Here is a 21,344-nt window from a genome sequence, read left to right on the forward strand (position 1 = left end):
CATATTGATCATTTGTTCGTGCAGCCTCATGAACGGATGTCATGTAGAGGGAAGAATAGAACTGTATGGTGAGTCGCTGTAAAGCGGCTTTTTTGTTCTCAACAGAATGATATTGATTATTGTTCTCATTTACACACTCCTACATTTACTGTATACTGACAATAGTTATTTTACATATTGGTCAAAAAGACAGGCGAGAATGGAAAAGGGAGAGGTTATTTACATGTTGGTGTCCGTAAAAAAAGGGATGTTTCTTTGTTTGATTACTGCAATGATTCTGGTGCTTGCTGCGTGTTCAAGCGGTGGCAGCGACGGTGCCAAGGGCAGCTCACAGCAAGCTGCGGAGAGCAGCGCCACGAATGCGGCGGCAGATGGGGAACAGACTGATGCTGATGCTTCAGCTGCAGCTGAAACAACTTACCCGGTAACCGTGTCGAATTATACAACAGAGAACGGTACTTGGGTCGCCAAGGAACAAACATTTGACAAGGCACCTGAACGCGTTGTTGCCAATACCCAAGGTGCAGCCGAGCTGATGATTCGCCTTGGATTGACGGACAAGCTCGTGGGAGTAGCGGCTTTGTTTGGCAGTGTGCCTGAAGATATTGCTGATGAGTTTAAGAAAATCCCTGTTCTGGCCGAAGGATATGTTGGGAAGGAAGTGACCATTGGCGCTTCACCTGACCTGATTATGGGTCGTGGCGGGCTGTTTGAGGATGCCGACTGGGGTGTGGGTACAGTCAACAGCTTGAATGATATGGGTATCAAAACGTTTGTGCAGAGCACGAGTGTTACTGATGCTTCGTTGGATAGTCTGTATAAGGATATCACCGAGCTAGGCGAGATCTTTAACGTACAAGCTAACGCGGCGGCCTATATTGAGGAACTTAAAGTACGCGAGGAAGCATTGAAGGCTCGTGCTAGCGCTGAAACGATCAACTATGCATCCTTCTCTGATAATGGTGATGGAACCATTGCGGTTTACAACGGAAATGGAGATACATTTATCGAAAGTGCAATGTCATTAATCAACGTACATAATATGTTGATCAATGAAACAGGCACACTCAGTTTGGAGAAGCTCATCGAGATCAATCCGGATGTGATGATCATTTCCAAATATGCTGGCGGTATTGATCCGCAAGAAACGATTGACAAGTTGCTAGCCAACAAGCAGGTGCAAAGTATTAACGCAGTGAAAAACAAGAAAATCTATGTTATTGATTTCAACAATTTCTGGGGTTACGGAGATTCCATCTTCACAGGTGTTGAGAACCTTGCTGATGATATGGGGTTGTAAAATAACCTAATTTATATGATTCATGTGTTACTAAATTATATCTTCACATTCAAGTAGGAGCCAACTTTCGGAGTTGGCTCCTTTTCTTGTCTCATTATGAGTACGATTAGCAATCAAATTCAATTGAATGTATTTGCTATATCAATTAAGGTTTGGTAATCGTATAACGGTTCAAGATTGTTATTTTTTCCTGAAATAAGAGAGTAAGTTAGTCCCCCGTTTCTCCAATAGATGGCACTCACATGTTCGTTTCCTTGGTCCCATGTTTGCGAACCGTTAGTTAATTTCAAACCTTTCTTCCCAGTCGGAGGTGTATCAATCTGTGAGTTTGTAATCATCATGATGAGATTCATTCCTTCGTCGCTATTTGCATACGTAATTTCAATTGCATCAAATTCTCCATTGGTATCTAAAATCCTTGCTGATTGTTGAGTAACATGGAAAGGAACTGACGGTTGTTTAATTTCAAACGGAATCTTAGCTTCCGCTTCTTCAAATGAAATATTAACCGGGGACTTCAGATCTGAAGTATTAGTCGGTTGATTCCTTTCCGAGTTTTTAAGCAGGCGGACAAGAACAGAGGAATCATACATAGGAACAGTAACTTCGTTACAGCCTTCATTTGAATCACCTCGATATCTGAATAGTTACTTCTATTACGCACTACTAGCTGGGACGGTGCATAATCTAGCCTATTTAATCCATAGAAAAAATGTTTCTCAAAGTTGATCAATGACACGGGTAGCAAGCAATAGTGGTTCGATAATATAAAAATTTCAACGGATCTAACCGGTCTCCATGCAGTTTAGGGTTTGAAACATGCGTTTCATCCCATTTCCCCCTGAAATGTATGATAAAGTAGTATATTTGAGAGTGAAACTCAGAATTGTCGTCAAATGAAGGGCGGATGTTCAATCATGTTTAATGTTGCCATTTGTGATGATGAGGAGAAACAAAGAGAGCTCGTGAAAGCGATGCTGATCTCCTTATCTCTGAAAACGAATATTGATTTCCAAGTTACATTATTTGCATCCGGTGAAGAGTTGATTTCACATTACAAAACGGCTGGGGATACCTTCCATATTCTCATTATGGATGTGGAGATGAATGGGATGAACGGCATACAGGCGGCCAAAGAAATCAGAACGATGAAATTTCTGGATGTGCAAATCATGTTTCTGACCAGCTATCCGGAGTATATGGTAGAGAGCTTCGATGTGGTTACTTTTCAATATCTGATCAAACCGATCCAGACACATATCTTCGAGGAGAAAATGATTAAACTATGCCAGTACTTGAGATCAATGGACAAAAAGTTTGTATTAATCAAATCAGCTTATGAAGAATTGCTGTTGAAATACGATGATATTCTCTGGATTGAAGTGATGAAGAGTTTAACGATCAAAAACAAACTGAATTTTGTGACCAACGAAAGCACGCATGAAAGTAAAGGCATTATTTCGAATTATGCGGATGCGTTGAAGGATCATGGCTTCTTGCAAATTCATCGCTCGATTATCATTAACCTGTTGCATGTCCAGAAGTTTAGCGGCTCCCAGGTCGTCATGTTAAATGGTGCTGAATTGCCCATCGGCCGTTCCAAAGTCAAGGAAGTCAAGGATGCTTACACCAAATATATGATTATGAGGATTCAATGATATGGAACCATTTACGATCTTGTCTGTCATCGTCGTTACGCTGCTTATGGCATTCCAGGTGAATTTTTATTTCAATTCGGTACTGGGCAAGTCCAGGCAAAAGCCGAACAGAGTGGTCTATTTTGTCCTGTTTATTGTCTTATGTTTTTTCTATCTGGCTTCTACATTGCCTTCGCTCATCTCGTCGTTGGTTGTATTAATATTTATCTTCAGTCTGGCGCAATCCTATGACGTGGAGTTGAAGCTAAAACTGGTTTTCACGGTCCTATATGCCGTACTGGTCACCATGGTGAATTATATTGCTGTATATATTATGAGTGTCTGGGACGCTACGGATTACACCACATGGGATCACTTCAACGAGGGTTATCATGGGGTGTTCTACAAGGTCATGCTGCTTGGCTGCAGTCTCATGTTTATTGTCATTCAGGTCGTTCGTCTTATTGCCAAACGAAGAAGTTTCGCCCTGCACTATCGCTATTATCTTTTATTTCTCATTGTACCGATCATTACGTTATATCAGATTAATGTGGCTTCGAACTACAGTGAGAAAAACATCTACTATATCATTTCCGTGATGGGCTCGCTGTTTCTCAATGTGTTCATTGTCTATGTATTCGATAATATGGTGGAGAAGGTTCAGCTTGCGAATGAGAATGCCCAGCTGCAGCGTCAGATGGATTATCAGGATGCCAACTACGAGAAGACGGTGCACAGTTTCAAAAATGTGAAAGGCATCATCCATGATATTCATCAGCAGTTTCTGTACATTGAAGAATGTATCAAGCAAAACAAACATGAAGCGGCTTCTGATCATATAAAGCTTACCTTGAATAAGATTGAAGGCGTGTACCAGCGGGTGAACTCCGGCAATCTCGTGATCGATGCGCTTGTCACGAATACCATAGCCGTAGGACAGGCAAACGGGATCAAGATTGACGCCCGCATTCAGCTTCATTCTCAACAGGTCCATATCGATCGTTATGATCTCTGCGTTGTACTTGGCAATATGCTGGATAATGCCGTCGAAGCTTCCAAGAAAGTCAGACAGGCTGAAGACAGATATATCCTGATCGCGATTCACTCTACTGCCTCTGCAATTATCGTCCAGGTGTTGAATCATGTAGAGCATTCATTAACACATTTGAAGAGTGAGAAGCCCAATCCGGAGTATCACGGAATCGGCCTTACGAATATATCAAGAATGTGCGAAAAGTACGGTGGGCATATGACGATTGAACATCATCATCGGACATTCAATAATATGGTCGTGCTACCTTTTGAAGTAAACAGTCTCTGAACATGCCGTTCAGGGATTGTTTTTTTCCATTCAGGGTGTATTCACGTTCAGAGTGCTTCTTCCAAGATATGATGAATTCATCCTATAGAAAGTACTGAGGGAGGAAGCTGAGGATGAAGAAACTGTTCAGTGTGTTATTTACAGCGGTGCTTGTGATCACTCCAATGACAGACGTCATGGCAGAGGCGAATAAGAGCACTTCAATTGAAAAGCAGGCAGAACGAATGGCCGCAGATTTGGTGCAAAATTATGGAGTCACAAGTCTGCAATATGCCATTAGGGAACAAGGGGAAATCATATTGTCGGGCAGCACGGGCTTTCAAGACAAAGCATCCCAGACACCAGTCACCAGGGAAAGTATGTACGGCATTGGCTCGGTGAGCAAGATGGTTGTCACCGCTGCCACCATGATGCTGGTGGATTCCGGTAAAGTCGATCTGGATGAGCCTCTTACTACCTATATTCAAGACTTTGAGATGGCGGATGCCCGGTACAGTCAGATTACCCCGCGGATGCTGATGAATCATTCATCGGGTCTCTACGGTTCACATTATGGGAACAGCATGCTGTTTGACGACAATGATACGCGCAACCACGATGAACTATTGCTCAAACTCAAAACCGAAAAGTTAAAATCGAAACCTGGCTCATATTCTGTCTATTGTAACGATGGCTTTCAATTGCTTGAAATCCTGGTTGAACGCGTGAGCGGTTTAAGCTACAGCGATTATGTTGCCAAGTATATCAGCAATCCGTTACAGCTGGAAGCAACCAAAACACCGCTGGATTCATTCGATAGAGATCAATTGTCTGAAGCGTATTGGCCCACGATTAAAACCAAAATGCCAGTTGAAAATGCGAACATTCTTGGTACAGGTGGGATATACTCCACATCCGAAGAATTGACCGAATTTGCTGAAGTATTGATGGGTAATAGACCGGACATATTGTCCGAATCCTCGGTCAAGTCTATGCAAAATCATGAATATCGACAAGGAATATGGGTATCAGATGAGCGGAATACGTTCAATTATGGCCTGGGATGGGATGCTGTGGATCTTGCCCCGTTTAGCGATCATGGTATTACTGCACTTGCCAAAGGTGGTGACACCATGATGTATCATGCATCACTAATCACTATTCCTGAGCATGATATTTCAATGGCCGTTCTGTCCTCAGGTGGGTCCTCCATCTACAATCAGATGTTTGCGAGCAAAGTATTGCTGGAGGTATTGGAGGATCAGGGTGTCATCAAGAAAATCAAGGAAGATCAGACATTCTCTCCACCCGTAAAAGTGAAGATGCCTACGGAGCTCAATGCGTATTCGGGTCTATATGGTACAGTAGGTACAACACTGGATATTGTAGTCAAAAACGACGAACTCACACTGCCAGCTTTGCAGGGCGGAATCATTCCAGAGCAGAAGTATGTCTACACTGGAGAGGGCCAATTCACAAGTACGGATGGAAGTGTGAAGGCCAGTTTCGTGAAGGAACAAAACGGTAAAGTATATGTTAAGGTGCAGGCAGTGATTACATTGCCGGGTTTAGGTCAAACGGTGATGAACACGTATGATTATCAAAAATTGGATACCAACCCTTTGAACACAGCCACAGAAAAGAAATGGACAGATCGCAGCGGCTCCAAATATTACGCACTAGATGAAAAAATCACATCGATTTTTTATCTGCTTCCTTCGATGCTAATCAAAAATCTGAGCGTGGATACGGAGAACGGTTATGCAAACGGCACTCAAATTGTAGATTCAGACCATGCAGTGAATGTGGCAGAGATTCCCGTGATGAACGGTAGAGATGCTTTCGATCTGCAATTTTACACCAAGAATAATGCTGAGATTTTGATTCAGGATGGACAGGAATATATTGCAGAGGATGCGATTACACCGATCTTTGGCGGCAAGACAGGTAAGGCCACCATACCGGCGAGCGGTCAAGCCCGTTGGTTTGCTATCGATTCTCGTTCTGCAAACAAATCGTTGACGGTAGATTCGCCGAATGGCGGCGGTTACGCTGTATATAATGAGCAGGGTGAAGTGGTTCACTTTTCCGTCGCTACCGATCAACAATCCATTGAGCTTCCCAAAGCAGGCTTTATCGTTTTTGGTGGTGAAGCTGGAGATGTCTTCAAGATCCATTTAAAGTAAACGCGGGTTACATCATACGAGTTCAATGGCAATAACAGATCGCGAGCACACGCTGCCCGTGGTCTGTTTTTTTATAGGAACAATATGGAATAAACAGGAGGGGTTTCTGAGGTGAAGAGAGAAGGTAGTGATATGGTGCTTAAGATATCTGAATTCAAAGGAGACCTGATGACAGATGAAAAATGAAGAACGGTTTTCAAACCGGGTTGATTCCTATACGAACTACCGCCCGAGTTATCCAAAAAAGGCCATTGATTATCTATACAACTCCGTTGGTTTGCATTCGAACAGTAAGATCGCAGATGTTGGTTCAGGGACAGGGATTTTCTCGAGATTACTTCTGAAACGTGGAAGCTATGTTATAGCCGTCGAGCCGAATCAGGCCATGCGCGCAGCCGCCGAGCAGATGCTAGAGAATGAACCGAACTTTCAGACGATATCAGGCTCTGCAGAATCTACGGGATTACCTGATCATTCGGTAGAATTTATTGTGTGCGCACAGGCGTTTCACTGGTTTGACCGCTTGGCAGCACAGACCGAGTTTAGGCGGATTTTACAGCCGGGAGGTAAAGTGGTATTAATCTGGAATTCCCGTCTTACTAGCGGTAACTCGTTTCGTGTAGAATACGATCAGCTGCTGCATGCGTACGGAACCGACTATGAAAAAGTGAATCATAAGAATATTTCTGAGACTGTGCTTCATTCCTTTTTCAAGGAAGGCACGATGCAGAAAGCGAACTTTCAAATGAGTCAGGAGTTCGACTTCGAGGGCTTGAAAGGCAGATTGCAATCATCTTCCTACAGTCCTGTGCCCGGTCATCCCAATTATACTCCGATGATGACTGAGCTTCAGAACATATTTGAGCGAAATAAACGGGAGGGTACTGTTCTTTTTGATTATGAAACGGAGATATTTTGGGGAGAAGTGTGATCAGGTTGTGTTCATAAGAACTGACAAAACTGAAATTAGAGGTGCGGTTCATGATGAGAAAAATGGCATCACAATCCTTACTTGTGCTTGGAGCAATTTTTATTATCACTGCAGCTCTTCCTCTATTTTTTAATTATCCATATCGTGATGGACCTCAATCTGGCCCTTCAAACGTATGGGAGCTTGTTCAAATGTTTGCTCATGACTCGTGGGCGTCACTTTTAATAATGGGCCTCCTTTTGTCGATAGCTTCTCGTTTCGTGTTTCGGCCATAAATGTATATATCGTTCATGTCAATGATAGCGTTCGTTGAAAAAAATAATTTGCAGCCGATCACAGAGATCCTGAGAGCGGCTGTTTTTTTAGTGAGATACCGGTAGAACAGCGGGATGCATCGCATAGGAATTTGACGAAACAAGAACCTTCATGAAGATGTGTCTCTTAATCTTTTTGCAGCAATAAAGGTTCAATCGCTAGCGCTATACGAATTCGTAGACTTTCAGCGGGATCTTTGAGTTTAACATCCAGGAGTCGTTCGCACTTTTCCAATCTGTACACCACCGTATTCCGATGCACGAAAAGCTGTCTGGATGTTTCGACAAGCTGGCATTGTGTTTCATAAAACGCATTCAAGGTACGGAGCAGCTCTTTTCTTTCGGATTCGTCGGCGATTTGCAATAATCCATCTAGAGTCGATTCGTAAAATTGTTTTAGTTCGTCATGGGGAAGCATATGGAATAAATATCCGATATCCTTGGCTTGGTAGGATTGGACAAATTGTTTGCGTTTAAATCGATAGCCGAATTGCAACGCATTGACTGCTTCTGTGTAAGAATGGCGAACGCCGAGCACATTCATTGCAGGTTTGCCGATGCCAACTGACATGCTCATTCCATTCTCATAATGGAGGTGTTTAAGCATTCCTGTGAGATGCTCGGTGAGCTTCACCTCGTCCCAGCCTGACTCCGGGATGGATAGCAGAATGCAGTAGGTATCATGTTTGGTAAACATGGTGAAAGAATGCTCCAACGCACCAAAATGACGTTTAATGTGCTCGTATTGCTCCTCTTGTTCGGTCAAGTTGTCTCCCTTTAGAGCCGCCGCCTCGTCATTACGAATAGCCAGCACGACACAAGAATAACCCTTTCTAAGCCCGTATTTCTTGCCGCGGTTCAGCGCTTCCTGCTCGAAAGTAATATACCCCTCGATCAAATCGGAAAAAAACTCGTTTTTATGCCTGCGGGAACGTTCCTTGACTGCTTGGGATTTGGTCAGCTCCATTCCAATGACGTTGGAGGCTTGTTCAAGCGTTAAACCGTACAGACCAGTCCATTGATCTGGCGTATGAAAAGATAACAAATAGCCTTCGTGACGATACGTTTTTACAGGATATACTAGCATGCAGCTGCGTTCCCGAAGGGATGAGTCGATTAAGCACAATGAAGTCGGGCTGGAGGTATCGGACAAGTTGTGAAGTGCAGTAACTGCAGCTGCGGTAAGCTCAGTAATATTTGCATTTTGATTGGTGGCAGCAATGGTTTTCCATTTGTTGTTTAACAGGATGACTGGGGAGGAGAGTAGTTTGGACAAGGACTGGATAATGCCGGAAATTCCTTTGCCTCGCATGATCATTTCGGAGAATTTTTTGTGAATGCTAAGTGCATATTGGAGTTCGTCGCTCTTATTGTTCAGAATAACACTGGTCGATCGTTGCAAAATCTCACCAAGGGATAGACATACATCGGAAATTTCAATGATAGGAAATTCGATACGGTCGGCTTCATGTAATATTTCATCAGGGATCGGAAGTTCAAAACGCTTGGTTTTGATGGCCAAACCGGAGCAGCGAAGCCGCTGCATGTCCCTGATCAGGTGAATGAACACCTCAGGTTGCTGTTTCATGAAATAGCCGTTGGTCAGCAAGAGCTCGTTGGGCCTTAAAAACCGTATGATATCTGGACAGTCCATAATGTTAACGGTTTGAACCTCGCGCGTAAGACCCTTGTGCCCAGTAATCACTCTGGCATCATCGTAAATGCCGTTATTGAGCAAATCTATCAGCAGCACATCGACCCATCCCTTTCTGGAACAAGTTAAACTATTGTTAAGTAATATAACATTATGATCCTTGCGAGTAAATATCTTTGGCTTGTTCGTCCAATAATCCAAATTATTTTTATCTTTATCATCCAATGACTTCCCCCTGCAGAGTGGAATATGCTTGAATTGTTTTTAACGTGTAACCAAAGCGTACATGATTGGAGGGCTGTCATGGTTGATTTGCTTATCACCGATACCGTGTTGTCCAAGGATGGAAGGCGAATGGATGTGGGGGTATCCTCAGGTAAAATTGCATTTATCTCACCAACCGGTGAAGGGATATCGGAAGCGATGAATGTCGTTCAAGCCAAAGGAGGCTTGCTGCTGCCCGGCTTTGTCGAGCCGCATATTCACCTGGAAAAAGCCTATTTACTGGATGTCATGGATCGGGATGCAGATTCTCTCCAAGACGCAATTCAGATAACGGCTAAACTGAAAAGTTCTTTTACAGACGAGGACATGTACGAGCGGTCGCTTGCTGTCATTCGTCAAGCCGTCAGCAACGGTGTTACCCATATGCGCTGCCATGCTGAGGTGGATCCGATTCTTGGTCTCAAGGCAATGGAGTCGGCTCTCCATTTGAAACAATCTTTAAGAGATCAGCTGGATTTGCAGGTGGTTGTCTTTCCGCAAGAAGGCGTATTCAGAAGTCCTGGGACGGAAGAGTTAATGGAAGAAGCGCTGCGTATGGGGGCTGACGTCGTCGGAGGAATCACGTATCAGGATGAATGCCTGGAAGATCACTTGGATTTTGCATTTGGTCTGGCAGAAAAATACGGAAAACCGCTGGATTTTCATACGGATTTTTCGGACAATCCCAAGGACCGTGCCATTGCGGACATAGCCAGAAGAACACTCATCACAGGAATGCAGGGACAGGTATCTGCCGGACATGTAACCTCGCTCGGTTCTCTGCCTGAGCATGAAGCCATGGATATCGCGGAACTTCTGCATCGTGCCGGGATCAGCGTTATTACGCTGCCGATGACCGACCTGTTTTTGAATGGTCGAGGAGATGCGGAAGGGCCGCGCAGAGGCTTGGCGCCAGTGAAATTGCTGCAGGAATGCAGTGTGAATGTAGCAATTGGCGTCAATAATGTCCGCAACGCATTTACACCGTTTGGCAAAGCGGATCCGTTAGAGGTCGCCTGGCTTCTGGCAGTCACTTCGTATATGGGCGGGGAACGGGATGCCCTTGCGTTGATCAGGATGCTGACGTATAACGCAGCTCAGGCTTTGGGTATTAAAAATTATGGAATGAAGGTAGGCGCTACGGCAGATATGGTATTGTTCTGGGAACGATCAGAAAGGGATGTGCTGCTGGATAGGCCGGAAACAAGAATGGTTTGGAAATCGGGTGTGCAGGTGGGTAGTATGGTTCAAAAGCAATAGAATGGCTGCGGAAATCACATGCTATGGATACCATTGAAACACGAGTGAAGGGGATGAAGCTATGGAGAAACAGTTAACCATCATTAAAAACGTAAAATGGGCAGATGATCTATTCGATCTAACGATTGATCGAACGACGGGAACAATCATCAGCATTGAAACAGCTGCAACCGATGCGGAGTTTGCATCTGGAGGTACCAACCATGACGGGGCAAATGTCTTCGAAGCGGGAGGTCTGCATTACGTTCCACCCATGGCAGATATGCATATCCACCTGGACAAACATTTTCTTGGCGAGCCGTGGAAGACACTGCAGCCCTTTGTCACCCTGCCTGGCCAATTGGAATTCGAGAAACGCATGCTGGGAGAACTTCCGACCGGAGCAGGCGAACGCGCTAAACGGTTGCTCGATTTGATGCTCGCCCAAGGTACGGCCAAGATCCGAACGCACGTTGACGTTGATCCGCAAATCGGTCTTTCGCATCTTGAAGAGATATTGGAAGTTCGTGAATTATATCGGGGCCGCATGGATATGGAGATCGTTGCGTTTCCTCAACAAGGACTACTTCGATCCGAATCTGTAGCCGTCATGCGGCAAGCACTCCGCGCTGGAGCCGATTATGTAGGCGGTGTGGATCCGGCCGGGCTGGACCGCCGAGTGGACGCCAGCCTGGAAGCGATGTTTGAGCTGGGGGCTGAATTTGCTGCGGGAATCGACTTACATCTGCATGACCCGGATCACCTCGGAACATACACGATCGATCGTTTCGCTGATTTAACGGAACAAGCAGGCATGTCCGGCCGCACTTCAGTGAGCCACGCCTATTGTTTGGGTCAGGTTACTGAAGCAGAGGTACGTACATTGGCAGAAAAGCTGTGTGCGACCGGCGTATCCATCATGACAAGTGCACCTATCGATAGACCTATGCCGCCCATTAAGCTATTGCTGGAAGCGGGAGTAGCTGTACATGTCGGTTCGGATAATATTCTGGATTCGTGGAGTCCATTCGGCAATGGCGATATGCTCTCACGTGGGTCACGTCTCGCTGAAGCCTCCGGTTGGGTAGAAGACCACTGGTTACTTGAGACATACAAGCTGATTTCCAATGCGCCGTTAACTCCAAAAGTGGGTGATCGCGGCGATTTCTCCTTAGTACATGCCTTGAATGCGATGCATGCGCTGGCAGCGGTACCTCCTCGAGAAGCGGTATTCTCGGTGTGGTGTGCTTGTTGGAGGCCGTGCGTTCCCAACCAGTAGGCAGATGGCAGAAATTCATTCATAACTATTTTCTGCTAGGAGTAAGAAGCAGCGCGTCCTTGATGCGCTGCTTTTTTTGTTTGCTGAAGTAGGATGTATGAAAAACTAGACATGTTGTGCTTTTACGTAATCATTGTTGACACGGATATCGGGATAGTGAGTTCCTTTTGGTGTATCAGTCCAAGATGCGTTGAATTTTTTAGACGATAACACCAATGACTAGGGGGTGTTTACAGCGTATTATTCTTGTAAGAAGAAAATAACGTTAGATAAACTTACACGAAGAAGAAAAGGAGGGATATATTTGATTTACGACACCAAGTATCGTTACGTAGAAAAGGGGGAGAAGGGCATGCGTCGTAGTACCTTTGCATATCGCATCCAAAACATAAAAAGGCATTGGTTGCTATTGGTCATGATTCTACCAGGTATCATCTATCTGTTCATCAACAACTACTTGCCGATGCTTGGCATTATCATTGCATTTAAAAATGTTAATTTCGCAAAGGGGATATGGGGAAGCGACTGGGTAGGTCTTGATAACTTTGCCTACCTGTTCCAAACGCAGGATGCCTGGGTGATTACCCGAAACACATTATTGTACAATGGCGCGTTTATCGTGCTCGGAACGATACTCTCTATAGCCGTAGCGGTGTTGCTAAACGAAGTAAGAAAAAGATTCGTCTCCCGCTTGTATCAGAGCATTATTTTACTGCCTTACCTCATCTCTATGGTTATAGTCGCTTATTTGGTACTAGCCTTGCTAAACGAGGAGAACGGGTTCGTCAACCATTACGTGCTTCCTTGGCTGGGGATCGATTCGGTGTCGTGGTATGCAGACGCTGGGAAATGGCCTTACATATTAAGTGTCGTGTACCTGTGGAAAAATGTTGGTTATACCTGCATCGTCTATCTGGCCTCCATCGTAGGCATCAGCGAGGAGTACTACGAATCAGCTACGCTGGATGGAGCTTCCAAGTGGAGGCAAGTTTGGAGCATCACCCTTCCATTGATTAAACCCACAATGGTTATTCTGGTTCTCCTTTCGGTTGGACGCATCTTCAATTCCGATTTTGGACTGTTCTATCAGGTTCCGTTGAATTCAGGTGCACTGCAAACTACTACGGATGTCATTGACACTTATGTTTACCGCGGATTGATGACTTTCGGGGACTTCGGGATGTCATCTGCAGCAGGACTGTACCAGTCCATCGTCGGATTTGTGTTAGTCTTGACGACCAATGCGTTTGTTCGCCGAAAAGACAAGGATCTGGCTCTGTTTTAGTAAAAGGGGGTGGTCAACTTGTATTCAAATCGAATTTATCAAATAACGGTTCACTTCGTGCTCATCGCGATGGCAATTGCTGCAGCATTTCCGTTCCTGCTCCTCATATCCGCTTCGCTTACCGAGGAACAAGCCATCATTAGAAATGGATATAGCTTGATTCCAGATCAATTCAGTTTCGACGCTTATGTATACTTGTTCAATCAGTATTCATTGATTCTGCGCTCGTACGGAATTACCACGTTCATCACGATTGTGGGAACCATTCTTGGCCTTCTGATTACAACCCTTATCGCTTATCCATTATCGAGAAATGTGCTTCCGTTTCGTTCGTTCCTGTCCTTCTTTGTATTTTTCACCCTGCTTTTCAATGGCGGGCTCGTGCCCATGTACCTGGTGTATACGGACCTCTTCCATTTGAAAGACACCATCTGGTCCTTGATCATCCCGAATCTACTGACTAATGGCTTCTACATTTTATTGATGCGCAGTTTCTTCTCCACGTCAATTCCCGGTGAAGTTGTGGAGTCGGCTTACGTGGATGGTGCCAATGAATGGGTTATTTATTACAAAATTGTTCTCCCGCTAGCGCTTCCCAGTCTGGCTACGATTGGTCTGATGCTCATGATTTCGTACTGGAACGATTGGTTTAACGGTCTGATCTTCATCAATGATGGAAGCCTGTACAGTATTCAGAACCTGCTTAACCGGATGTTGTCGGATGTTCAGTATTTACAGCAGAACAGTTTGTCCGGCCAGACGGCTGTCGCTTCATCCGTACCTCTTGCAAGCGTGAGAATGGCTATTGCCGTCATCGGTGTACTGCCGCTTATCGCAGCCTATCCGTTTTTCCAGAAGTTCTTCGTTAAAGGGTTGACCATTGGAGCTGTAAAAGGCTAACAGCGCTCGGCATCCAATAGGTTGTTCCAATAGCAAACATGGGGGAGTGAAGAAAGATGTTTACAAAAAAAAGGTTTGTAGGTTTCACGCTGGTGGTTTCCTTGTTTGGTGTTTTACTAACAGCATGCGGAAATTCGGGCAGCGAGGAAGAATCGGTACGCGGAAATGATGCAGAAACCGGCTTGTACGAAGTGGTCATGACGTATCCAGCTTTTGGTGACGTGACGGATGTCAAGGAGGTCCAGGATGCCATTAGTGAAATTACAGCTGAGAAAGTAGGTGCAACGGTAAAGCTCCTGCCTGTAAATGGCTCCAATTATGCGAATCAGATGAACTTGATGCTGGCTGGCAGCGATAAACTGGATCTGGTGTATACCAGTGTGTGGTTTGGTCTGGAGTCTCAGATCAGCAGGGGGCAGCTGCTGCCTATGGACGAACATTTGAATGAATTCGGCCAAAAGATTCTGGAGACCATTCCGGGAGAAGCGGCGGAAGCCGGAAGAATGAATGGTGAAACCTATGGCGTTCCAAGCATCAAAGCCTGGGCACTATCTCCAAGTTTTGTGATGAGCAAGGAGCTGGCTGATAAGCATGGTATCGACCTTGAGTCCATAAAGACATGGAGCGATATCTCGGGTGTGCTGCAACGTATCAAGGATGAAGAGCCGGGAGTCACACCAATCGTCAGCTATACCTCGCAGGAAACTCCCGGACAGGCCATGCTGAATTTCGATCCATTGGGAACAGCGCCTGGCGTACTGGATTTCAATGGAACAGATTACACCGTGCAGAATCTCTTTGCCACCGAACGCTTCTCAACGATGACCGATCTGATGCGCGAGTGGTACGAGAATGGTTATTTTAGCAAAGATGTTGCAACATCCCAGGAAACGGGATCCAACCTGATCAAGGCGGGCAAAGCCTTCTCCTATATCCGGAATATCAATGAGTGTTACTCGGAATCACTGGCGGCAGGGACAGAGCTTGCATGTGTTCCCCTGGAGGATTCCTATATGACGCGAAATAGCGTTGCTTCCAACATGATGTCTTTGGCGAGAAACAGTGAGCAGCCGGATAAGGCAATTCAGGTGTTGGAACTGTTCTACTCGGACGAAGCGGTTATTAATCTGTTCACGAATGGCATCGAGGGCAAGCACTATGTTAAACAGAGCGATGGCCTCATTGCCAAGCCGGACGGCGTGAGCTCATCAGGATATGATTCCAATCAATACGCAGTTGGCAACAATTTTCTATCCTATATCTGGGAAGGGAATGACCCTGATATGTGGGAGGTGTTAAAGAGTGAAAATGAAAGTGCCGTAAAATCAAGGGCGATGGGATTCAGCTTCGATATCAATCCGGTCAAAACGCAAATTACATCGGTAACCAATGTCCAGAATCAGTATGACGCTGGATTTCAGACAGGAACGTTTGACCCGGCAGAATTGCCAGCTTATATCGAAAAATTAAAGAGTGCAGGCGTTGACAAAATATTGGCAGAAAAGCAAAACCAGTTAAACCAATGGCTTGAAAACAAATAAAAGGAGCTGATCATATATGTTTAATCCCGTTATTGATGTGCATCATCATATCATTTCTAGAGAAATGCAAAGAAAACAGAAGGAGCTGGGCATGGAGATTCCGAGTTTTATGCCGAAGTGGACGCCCGAGATTGGACTTGAGAAAATGGGTGTAGCCGACATTTCGTTTTCGTTTCTTTCGGCCCCGTCAGATCTGACTTTCATTGACCAGCCATCTGCCAATACGCTTGCGCGGAAAATGAATGAAGAGCTTGCTTCGTATGCTCAGCAGTATCCAGAAAAATATGGTGCATTTGCTACGCTGCCGCTCCCTGATGCCGAAGCTGCCCTGGAAGAAACCATATATGCGCTAGATACTCTTGGATTGGATGGAGTTGCAATGCTCACTAGTTATCAAGGGAAATATTTAAGTCATCCAGATTACGCTGAACTGCTAAGCGAGTTGGATCGACGTAGTGCGGTTGTGTTTCTTCACCCGATTCTCATTCCCCAGAAAATTGCCGGACTGAGTCCTGCGCTGCTTGAAGGAACCTTTGATACGACGCGTGCTGTCACTACGATGGCGGTTCATCGCATTTTCGACCAATACCCTTCAATTAGGTTTATTCTTCCTCATACAGGAGGCATGGTTCCGTACATCAAATGGAGGATTGCCCTTGCAGCCATTGGGCAGGATTCCATCCAAGTGGAAGCAACGCCGGAACTGTTCGAAGCCGAAATGGCCAAATTGGACCATCTCTACTATGATTCCACGCTGAACCTCGGCACAATTCAAAAGTTAATTGGGCCTGATCGGATTCTATTTGGTGCGGATATACCCTGGCCGGCAGACAGCGTACTACGCATGCAGCGGGAGTCGGTACTCCATGAAGCCATGCAGATTAGCGAAGATAACATGAAGGCTATTGCTTACGGCAACGCATTTCGTCTCTTTCCCCGCATAAGTAAGTTTTACGAAAAAGTGACACTGAACTAACTACAGAACGACTCTAAACTGTACCGAATGAAGAATAGAGGGGTATATCTGTTGGAAATGAAAAGAGCAGCTTGCCAATGGGCAAACTGCTCTTTTTCAATAGTTATTAAGAGAGATCATTTCAGTCACACCGTAAGAACCTAATATATGTATAATAATATATAATGTAATTTAACCGAGGGAGATGCAGCTATGTCACAATCACTTATATTTGATATGGATGGAACGTTGTTTCAAACAGATAAAATTTTAGAATTATCACTTGAAGATACGTTTAATCATTTAAGAGCACGACATGAATGGTTTACTTCTACACCTATTGATCAATATCGAGAAATTATGGGGGTGCCGCTGCCCAAGGTATGGGAAACGTTATTACCCCATCATTCTGCAGAGGTGAGGGAATTAACGGATGCGTATTTCCTAGAAAGATTAATACATAATATAAGAAATGGTAAAGGGGCTCTATACCCTAACGTAAAAGAAATATTCACCTACTTTAAAAAGAGAGATTTCTCAATTTACATAGCAAGTAATGGTTTGACTGAATATCTAAGAGCCATTGTTGCGTATTATCGCTTGGATCATTGGGTTACGGAGACGTTTAGCATTCAGCAAATTCAATCGTTGAATAAATCAGATCTTGTTCAGCAGATTATCGTAAAATATGGAATTTCGAATGGAGCCGTAATAGGGGACCGCCTATCGGATATTCTTGCTGCTAAAGACAACGGTTTGGTAGCGATCGGATGTAATTTTGATTTTGCCAAAAGTGACGAACTTTCACAGGCTGATATCGTTATCGATGATTTAATCGAGTTAAAAGAGTACTTTTCTCACTGATGGTGTTATAAACTCCCTATCGAAACGTATGCATTCTGCCGATAATGAAGGTGCATATATTTTTACTTCAGGAGGAATCATCGATGAAAAAAACGGTCATCTTGTTAACAAGTCTAGCGCTAATGTTAGGCACCGCTGCAGGCACAGCCTCAGCCAAACCGGGAAACACTCCACCCGGAAAACCAAGTAAAGAAGTATCATCAAAAGCACCTAAGGACAAGCAGCGGCAAGTGGAGGAGAAACAGACCGATGAAATCGCCCCTTCTGAAACGGCTAGCACGGAAGAAGATGAAGTGAAGGAGCCTTCAGGATCAGAGGCAGAGAATACAGAGAGCCCTACAACCGATTCATCAGAACCCGGTAAAAAAGGACCAAAAGGATACAAAGGGTTGTTAAAAGCCATTCAAAATGTAAAAGATAAGCCGGCGGGTACCGTTTTAACTGATATTTTGCTCACAAAATATGCAGCTGAATTGACGGACGAACAGAAAAAAGAACTGGAAGCTATCATGGAAGAGGATAAGGCATTGGAAACCGCAGCAGAGATGCTTGAGAATAATGGTAGTGTGACGGATGCTGTGTATTTGCAGGAAGAAGCCATAAAGGCTAATTTCAAAAACCTGGATCTGTACAAAACATTGGGGAAACTGAATGAAAAGGTGGGTAAAAAGAATGGAGTGAAGCTGTATGTGAATGGTGAAGGGACAGATGCCGAACCGTTCATCAAAAAAGGTAACACATTCGTTCCTTTTCGCGCCATTGCCGAGACTTTGAACGCCGAAGTCACCTGGAACCCTGAAGAACGCTCCATAACTGTCACCAAGGATGGAGTAAGCATCAAACTTGTGGTTGACAGTAAGAACGCAACTGTCAATGGTCAAAACGTATCATTGGATGCGCCAGCCACCATCACCAAAGGGAGTACTTATGTGCCTGTTCGTTTTATAAGTGAGGCATTGAGCGCAACTGTCCTATGGGAAGAGCAAAGCAGAACCGTTGTAGTCTATGAAGAATAAATAGGGTAGGGACAGAACGATTAGAATACAATGGGAGCACATCTAGGAGAAGAAGCCGCCATGAGGCGGCTTTTTTGCGTTTTTCCTGCACACTACATCAATGTAATCTAATCATTCAAACTTGGATGGAGGCACGTTATAGTATTTTTTGAAAGCTTTCGAGAAGGTAAACGGATCCGGATAGCCCAGGAAGCCGGCGATTTGTTGGATCGTATACTTTTTTTCGTATAGATAATCCCTCGCGCGATTCATTCTGATCTGGGAAATGTACTGACCCGGGGTGATCCCGACGGTTTTCTTGAAATAGGAAATAAAATACTTCTCGGAGATCCCTGCTATCGCTGCGAGATCGTTCATCCGTATGGGACGATGCAGGTTCGCATCGACATATTGAAATACGTCTTGTAATATGTCCAGGCTACCTTCGGATTTTCTGGGTCTCTTGCCGTTCAGGAATTGACCCACATAGGCGCCCTGACCGTAAAGCTCGATAATTTTTGCGATAACGGCAAGAAGAGAGGCTTTTAAGTAGAGTTGGTTCCCTGACGTGCCGTTCTCCTGTTTCAATCGACGAAATGTTCTGGTGAACAGCATGGTTTCCTCTTGAATCAGGTTGCCCGGCACAATTCCCGGAAGTTGAAAACCGCCCAGAATTCGCTGCTGCTCGCCGATGCCAAAGTCGAAATGGATGTATATGAATCGGCAAACGTCCTCGGACGTCGAGGCGATATAGGGCATATCCGGATAAAAAAATATAGCATCCCCCGGGACTGCCGTATATTCGAACCCATCGATCATCATTTTAATGGAGCCCTCTTGAATGAACCAAAGATCGTAATCAGGATGCGATTTGTGTTCAGTCCAGTCTTGATTGTGAGTCTGTTCTAGATAGGAACTCATCCGGAGATGAATATATTCCGAAAGTTCGTTAAGGATGCTCATATTCAATCTGTTTTCACTCATCCGCTTTCCTCATCCACCTTTACCACATGACATCTTTAAAATTAATTCATTATATCAAAGGTTTTACACGTTGTTAAATATCGTACGATATGACATGTATTGAAAACTATTGCACATTCCGATTATTAGCCACTCTTCTATAATGAACTTATATCACATGAGGAGGGTTATTCATGAACACGACGAACATGCCGCAGCCTAAGGTTGTCGTTATCGGAGCAGGGAGTCTATTTTTTGGTCGTCAGTCCATATGGCAGATGGTTCATTCCCCTTACTTGAACCAGGGAACGCTTGCTCTGGTGGATACGGACGAAGAGCGGCTGGCAAAAATGGTGAAACTTGCGGAGATGGTTGCTCGGGAGAACCATGTATCCTTGAAGATTGAGGGCTCGACAGACCGAAGACAGGTGCTTCCGGGGGCCGATTTCGTTGTACTCAGCTTCGCAGAACAATCGGTGAAATATCGGGGGATTGATTGCGAGGTATCGTTGAAATACGGCATCCGTATGTGCTCAGGGGATACAATCGGTCCAGGAGGAATTTTCCGTGCGATGCGGGAATTGCCGATCATTATGGAATGTGCCAAAGACATTGAGGAGCTCTGTCCCGATGCTTGGGTGATTAACTATATCAATCCATCTACCGTCCACGGTATAGCGTTACACCGTTATGCACCGAAGCTGAAATCGTTCGCGCTTTGTGACAGTCATCATATGCCTCATAAGAAAGCTTATTATGCTGTGCGAGCAGGGATTATTGGCGACGGAAAGGAGTTCACCGAGGAAATCGATCGGAAGTTTGATTTCCGCATTGCCGGGGTCAATCATTTTACGTGGCTCCTAAAGGCGGAGTTCGAAGGCAAGGATGTCATGCCGACGATTGCGGAGGCTATGCGGAAATCCGCCGGTGAGGAGAACAACGGTGGTGATCAAGGTGCCAAAGCTCTCCATAACGACGCCATTACGTATGAGTTGTACGATATTTTTGGATATATCCCTACATGCACTGCACATACGAAGGAATATGTCCGTTATTGGCAAGGTCATGGTAAATCGCCGGATCGTATCCCGCCGTTATCGATTTGGGAGACAGAGGACCGTTATCAGCGTCACGACGAGATGTGGAACCAAGTCGACGGCTTCCTTTCGGGGAACATTCCCATTGCCAATTACATGAATACTTTCGGCCCGGATCATGCAACAGACATTATTGAAAATATGGTGGGCAATCTGGGGAAACGCTTCTTCGTGAATACGCTCAACAATGGGGCAGTGACAAATATGAATGATGATTCGTTCCTGGAGCTGTTATGTGACGTAAGCATGGAGGGAGCGAAGCCGGTTCATGTGGGTGAGATGCCGAGAGGAATTCGGGGAATGCAGGAGCTTGTACTGGATACTCATGAGCTTACGGCAGAGGCCGTTGTGGAGCAGAGCTTGGAGAAGCTAAGAAGAGCGATGTTGACGGATCCGCTTGTCAGTTCCATCGGTGACGCGGACCAGATCATCAAAGAACTTCTGGAATTGGAACGTGAGATGATCCCAGGTGTCTGGTATTCGGATGGACTGATCAAAATCTGAATTCTCGGATAACTCATAGAAAAGGGTCTGGTTTTTAATCCTAAATTGTTTACGAACTACCGAAGAAAGTCGCTCATGTGGCGGCTTTTTTGGTGTGGTCTGATTCCAGAGGCATATGGACCTTCGTTATTTATCA

At 44.9% G+C, this 21,344-nt stretch carries 17 protein-coding genes; 14 read left to right on the plus strand and 3 right to left on the minus strand.

Features of this window, described 5'->3' with window-relative positions:
• Positions 1-223 precede the first annotated feature (223 nt).
• Positions 224-1,300 carry an ABC transporter substrate-binding protein gene (locus tag ABIC22_RS21590; RefSeq protein WP_354483645.1) on the plus strand — a complete coding sequence of 359 codons (1,077 nt, stop codon included), beginning with the start codon at positions 224-226 and terminating at the stop codon, positions 1,298-1,300.
• Between the two features lie 119 nt (positions 1,301-1,419).
• On the opposite strand, the gene ABIC22_RS21595 is transcribed toward ABIC22_RS21590, so the two are convergent.
• On the minus strand, positions 1,420-1,893 hold the full coding sequence (locus ABIC22_RS21595) for a hypothetical protein (protein WP_354483647.1): 474 nt from the start codon (positions 1,891-1,893) through the stop codon (positions 1,420-1,422).
• Between the two features lie 324 nt (positions 1,894-2,217).
• On the opposite strand from ABIC22_RS21595, the gene ABIC22_RS21600 reads away from it, so the two are divergent.
• From ABIC22_RS21600 to ABIC22_RS21615, 4 genes are all read left to right on the plus strand, one after another.
• On the plus strand, positions 2,218-2,958 hold the full coding sequence (locus tag ABIC22_RS21600) for a LytR/AlgR family response regulator transcription factor (protein ID WP_154893894.1): 741 nt from the start codon (positions 2,218-2,220) through the stop codon (positions 2,956-2,958).
• A gap of 1 nt (position 2,959) precedes the next feature.
• Positions 2,960-4,258: a GHKL domain-containing protein gene (locus tag ABIC22_RS21605; protein WP_354483649.1), complete on the plus strand. Its 1,299-nt coding sequence runs from the start codon at positions 2,960-2,962 to the stop codon at positions 4,256-4,258.
• A gap of 113 nt (positions 4,259-4,371) precedes the next feature.
• Entirely contained in the window at positions 4,372-6,423 is a 2,052-nt protein-coding gene (locus tag ABIC22_RS21610) for a serine hydrolase domain-containing protein (RefSeq protein ID WP_354483651.1), read from the plus strand.
• 175 nt (positions 6,424-6,598) lie between these two features.
• Positions 6,599-7,354, plus strand: coding sequence for a class I SAM-dependent methyltransferase (locus ABIC22_RS21615; RefSeq protein ID WP_354483653.1), 756 nt, complete (start codon positions 6,599-6,601; stop codon positions 7,352-7,354).
• A 441-nt stretch (positions 7,355-7,795) separates the two neighbouring features.
• Here the strand turns inward: ABIC22_RS21615 and ABIC22_RS21620 are convergent, their stop codons facing one another.
• On the minus strand, positions 7,796-9,421 hold the full coding sequence (locus tag ABIC22_RS21620; protein ID WP_354483655.1) for a PucR family transcriptional regulator: 1,626 nt from the start codon (positions 9,419-9,421) through the stop codon (positions 7,796-7,798).
• A gap of 204 nt (positions 9,422-9,625) precedes the next feature.
• Here ABIC22_RS21620 and ABIC22_RS21625 point away from each other — a divergent pair, with 204 nt between their 5' ends.
• From ABIC22_RS21625 to ABIC22_RS21660, 8 genes are all read left to right on the plus strand, one after another.
• Positions 9,626-10,846, plus strand: a complete 1,221-nt coding sequence (locus ABIC22_RS21625) for an amidohydrolase family protein (RefSeq protein WP_354483657.1) — start codon at positions 9,626-9,628, stop codon at positions 10,844-10,846.
• Between the two features lie 61 nt (positions 10,847-10,907).
• Positions 10,908-12,104 carry an amidohydrolase family protein gene (locus ABIC22_RS21630; RefSeq protein ID WP_354483659.1) on the plus strand — a complete coding sequence of 399 codons (1,197 nt, stop codon included), beginning with the start codon at positions 10,908-10,910 and terminating at the stop codon, positions 12,102-12,104.
• Positions 12,105-12,456: 352 nt separating this feature from the next.
• Positions 12,457-13,389, plus strand: coding sequence for an ABC transporter permease (locus tag ABIC22_RS21635; protein WP_354483661.1), 933 nt, complete (start codon positions 12,457-12,459; stop codon positions 13,387-13,389).
• 9 nt (positions 13,390-13,398) lie between these two features.
• Positions 13,399-14,289, plus strand: coding sequence for a carbohydrate ABC transporter permease (locus ABIC22_RS21640; RefSeq protein WP_430197119.1), 891 nt, complete (start codon positions 13,399-13,401; stop codon positions 14,287-14,289).
• A gap of 56 nt (positions 14,290-14,345) precedes the next feature.
• Positions 14,346-15,830: an ABC transporter substrate-binding protein gene (locus tag ABIC22_RS21645; RefSeq protein WP_354483665.1), complete on the plus strand. Its 1,485-nt coding sequence runs from the start codon at positions 14,346-14,348 to the stop codon at positions 15,828-15,830.
• 16 nt (positions 15,831-15,846) lie between these two features.
• Positions 15,847-16,806: an amidohydrolase family protein gene (locus tag ABIC22_RS21650; protein WP_354483667.1), complete on the plus strand. Its 960-nt coding sequence runs from the start codon at positions 15,847-15,849 to the stop codon at positions 16,804-16,806.
• A 192-nt stretch (positions 16,807-16,998) separates the two neighbouring features.
• Entirely contained in the window at positions 16,999-17,649 is a 651-nt protein-coding gene (locus ABIC22_RS21655) for an HAD hydrolase-like protein (RefSeq protein WP_354483669.1), read from the plus strand.
• An 83-nt stretch (positions 17,650-17,732) separates the two neighbouring features.
• Positions 17,733-18,665, plus strand: a complete 933-nt coding sequence (locus ABIC22_RS21660; RefSeq protein ID WP_354483671.1) for a copper amine oxidase N-terminal domain-containing protein — start codon at positions 17,733-17,735, stop codon at positions 18,663-18,665.
• Positions 18,666-18,776: 111 nt separating this feature from the next.
• On the opposite strand, the gene ABIC22_RS21665 is transcribed toward ABIC22_RS21660, so the two are convergent.
• Positions 18,777-19,628, minus strand: a complete 852-nt coding sequence (locus ABIC22_RS21665; RefSeq protein ID WP_354483673.1) for a helix-turn-helix transcriptional regulator — start codon at positions 19,626-19,628, stop codon at positions 18,777-18,779.
• A gap of 173 nt (positions 19,629-19,801) precedes the next feature.
• On the opposite strand from ABIC22_RS21665, the gene ABIC22_RS21670 reads away from it, so the two are divergent.
• Complete coding sequence (locus ABIC22_RS21670; protein ID WP_354483674.1) at positions 19,802-21,208, plus strand: family 4 glycosyl hydrolase; 1,407 nt, start codon at positions 19,802-19,804, stop codon at positions 21,206-21,208.
• Positions 21,209-21,344: the final 136 nt, after the last annotated feature.

It is taken from the genome of Paenibacillus sp. PvP094 (assembly GCF_040546835.1).
Classification (GTDB): domain Bacteria; phylum Bacillota; class Bacilli; order Paenibacillales; family Paenibacillaceae; genus Paenibacillus; species Paenibacillus illinoisensis.

Excerpts from the sequence above, each read along its gene's own strand:
- ABIC22_RS21590 (WP_354483645.1), top strand. The coding sequence starts at position 224 with ATGTTGGTGTCCGTAAAAAAAGGGATGTTTCTTTGTTTGATTACTGCA.
- ABIC22_RS21595 (WP_354483647.1), bottom strand. The coding sequence starts at position 1,893 with ATGTATGATTCCTCTGTTCTTGTCCGCCTGCTTAAAAACTCGGAAAGG.
- ABIC22_RS21600 (WP_154893894.1), top strand. The coding sequence starts at position 2,218 with ATGTTTAATGTTGCCATTTGTGATGATGAGGAGAAACAAAGAGAGCTC.
- ABIC22_RS21605 (WP_354483649.1), top strand. The coding sequence starts at position 2,960 with ATGGAACCATTTACGATCTTGTCTGTCATCGTCGTTACGCTGCTTATG.
- ABIC22_RS21610 (WP_354483651.1), top strand. The coding sequence starts at position 4,372 with ATGAAGAAACTGTTCAGTGTGTTATTTACAGCGGTGCTTGTGATCACT.
- ABIC22_RS21615 (WP_354483653.1), top strand. The coding sequence starts at position 6,599 with ATGAAAAATGAAGAACGGTTTTCAAACCGGGTTGATTCCTATACGAAC.
- ABIC22_RS21625 (WP_354483657.1), top strand. The coding sequence starts at position 9,626 with ATGGTTGATTTGCTTATCACCGATACCGTGTTGTCCAAGGATGGAAGG.
- ABIC22_RS21630 (WP_354483659.1), top strand. The coding sequence starts at position 10,908 with ATGGAGAAACAGTTAACCATCATTAAAAACGTAAAATGGGCAGATGAT.
- ABIC22_RS21635 (WP_354483661.1), top strand. The coding sequence starts at position 12,457 with ATGCGTCGTAGTACCTTTGCATATCGCATCCAAAACATAAAAAGGCAT.
- ABIC22_RS21645 (WP_354483665.1), top strand. The coding sequence starts at position 14,346 with ATGTTTACAAAAAAAAGGTTTGTAGGTTTCACGCTGGTGGTTTCCTTG.
- ABIC22_RS21650 (WP_354483667.1), top strand. The coding sequence starts at position 15,847 with ATGTTTAATCCCGTTATTGATGTGCATCATCATATCATTTCTAGAGAA.
- ABIC22_RS21655 (WP_354483669.1), top strand. The coding sequence starts at position 16,999 with ATGTCACAATCACTTATATTTGATATGGATGGAACGTTGTTTCAAACA.
- ABIC22_RS21660 (WP_354483671.1), top strand. The coding sequence starts at position 17,733 with ATGAAAAAAACGGTCATCTTGTTAACAAGTCTAGCGCTAATGTTAGGC.
- ABIC22_RS21665 (WP_354483673.1), bottom strand. The coding sequence starts at position 19,628 with ATGAGTGAAAACAGATTGAATATGAGCATCCTTAACGAACTTTCGGAA.
- ABIC22_RS21670 (WP_354483674.1), top strand. The coding sequence starts at position 19,802 with ATGAACACGACGAACATGCCGCAGCCTAAGGTTGTCGTTATCGGAGCA.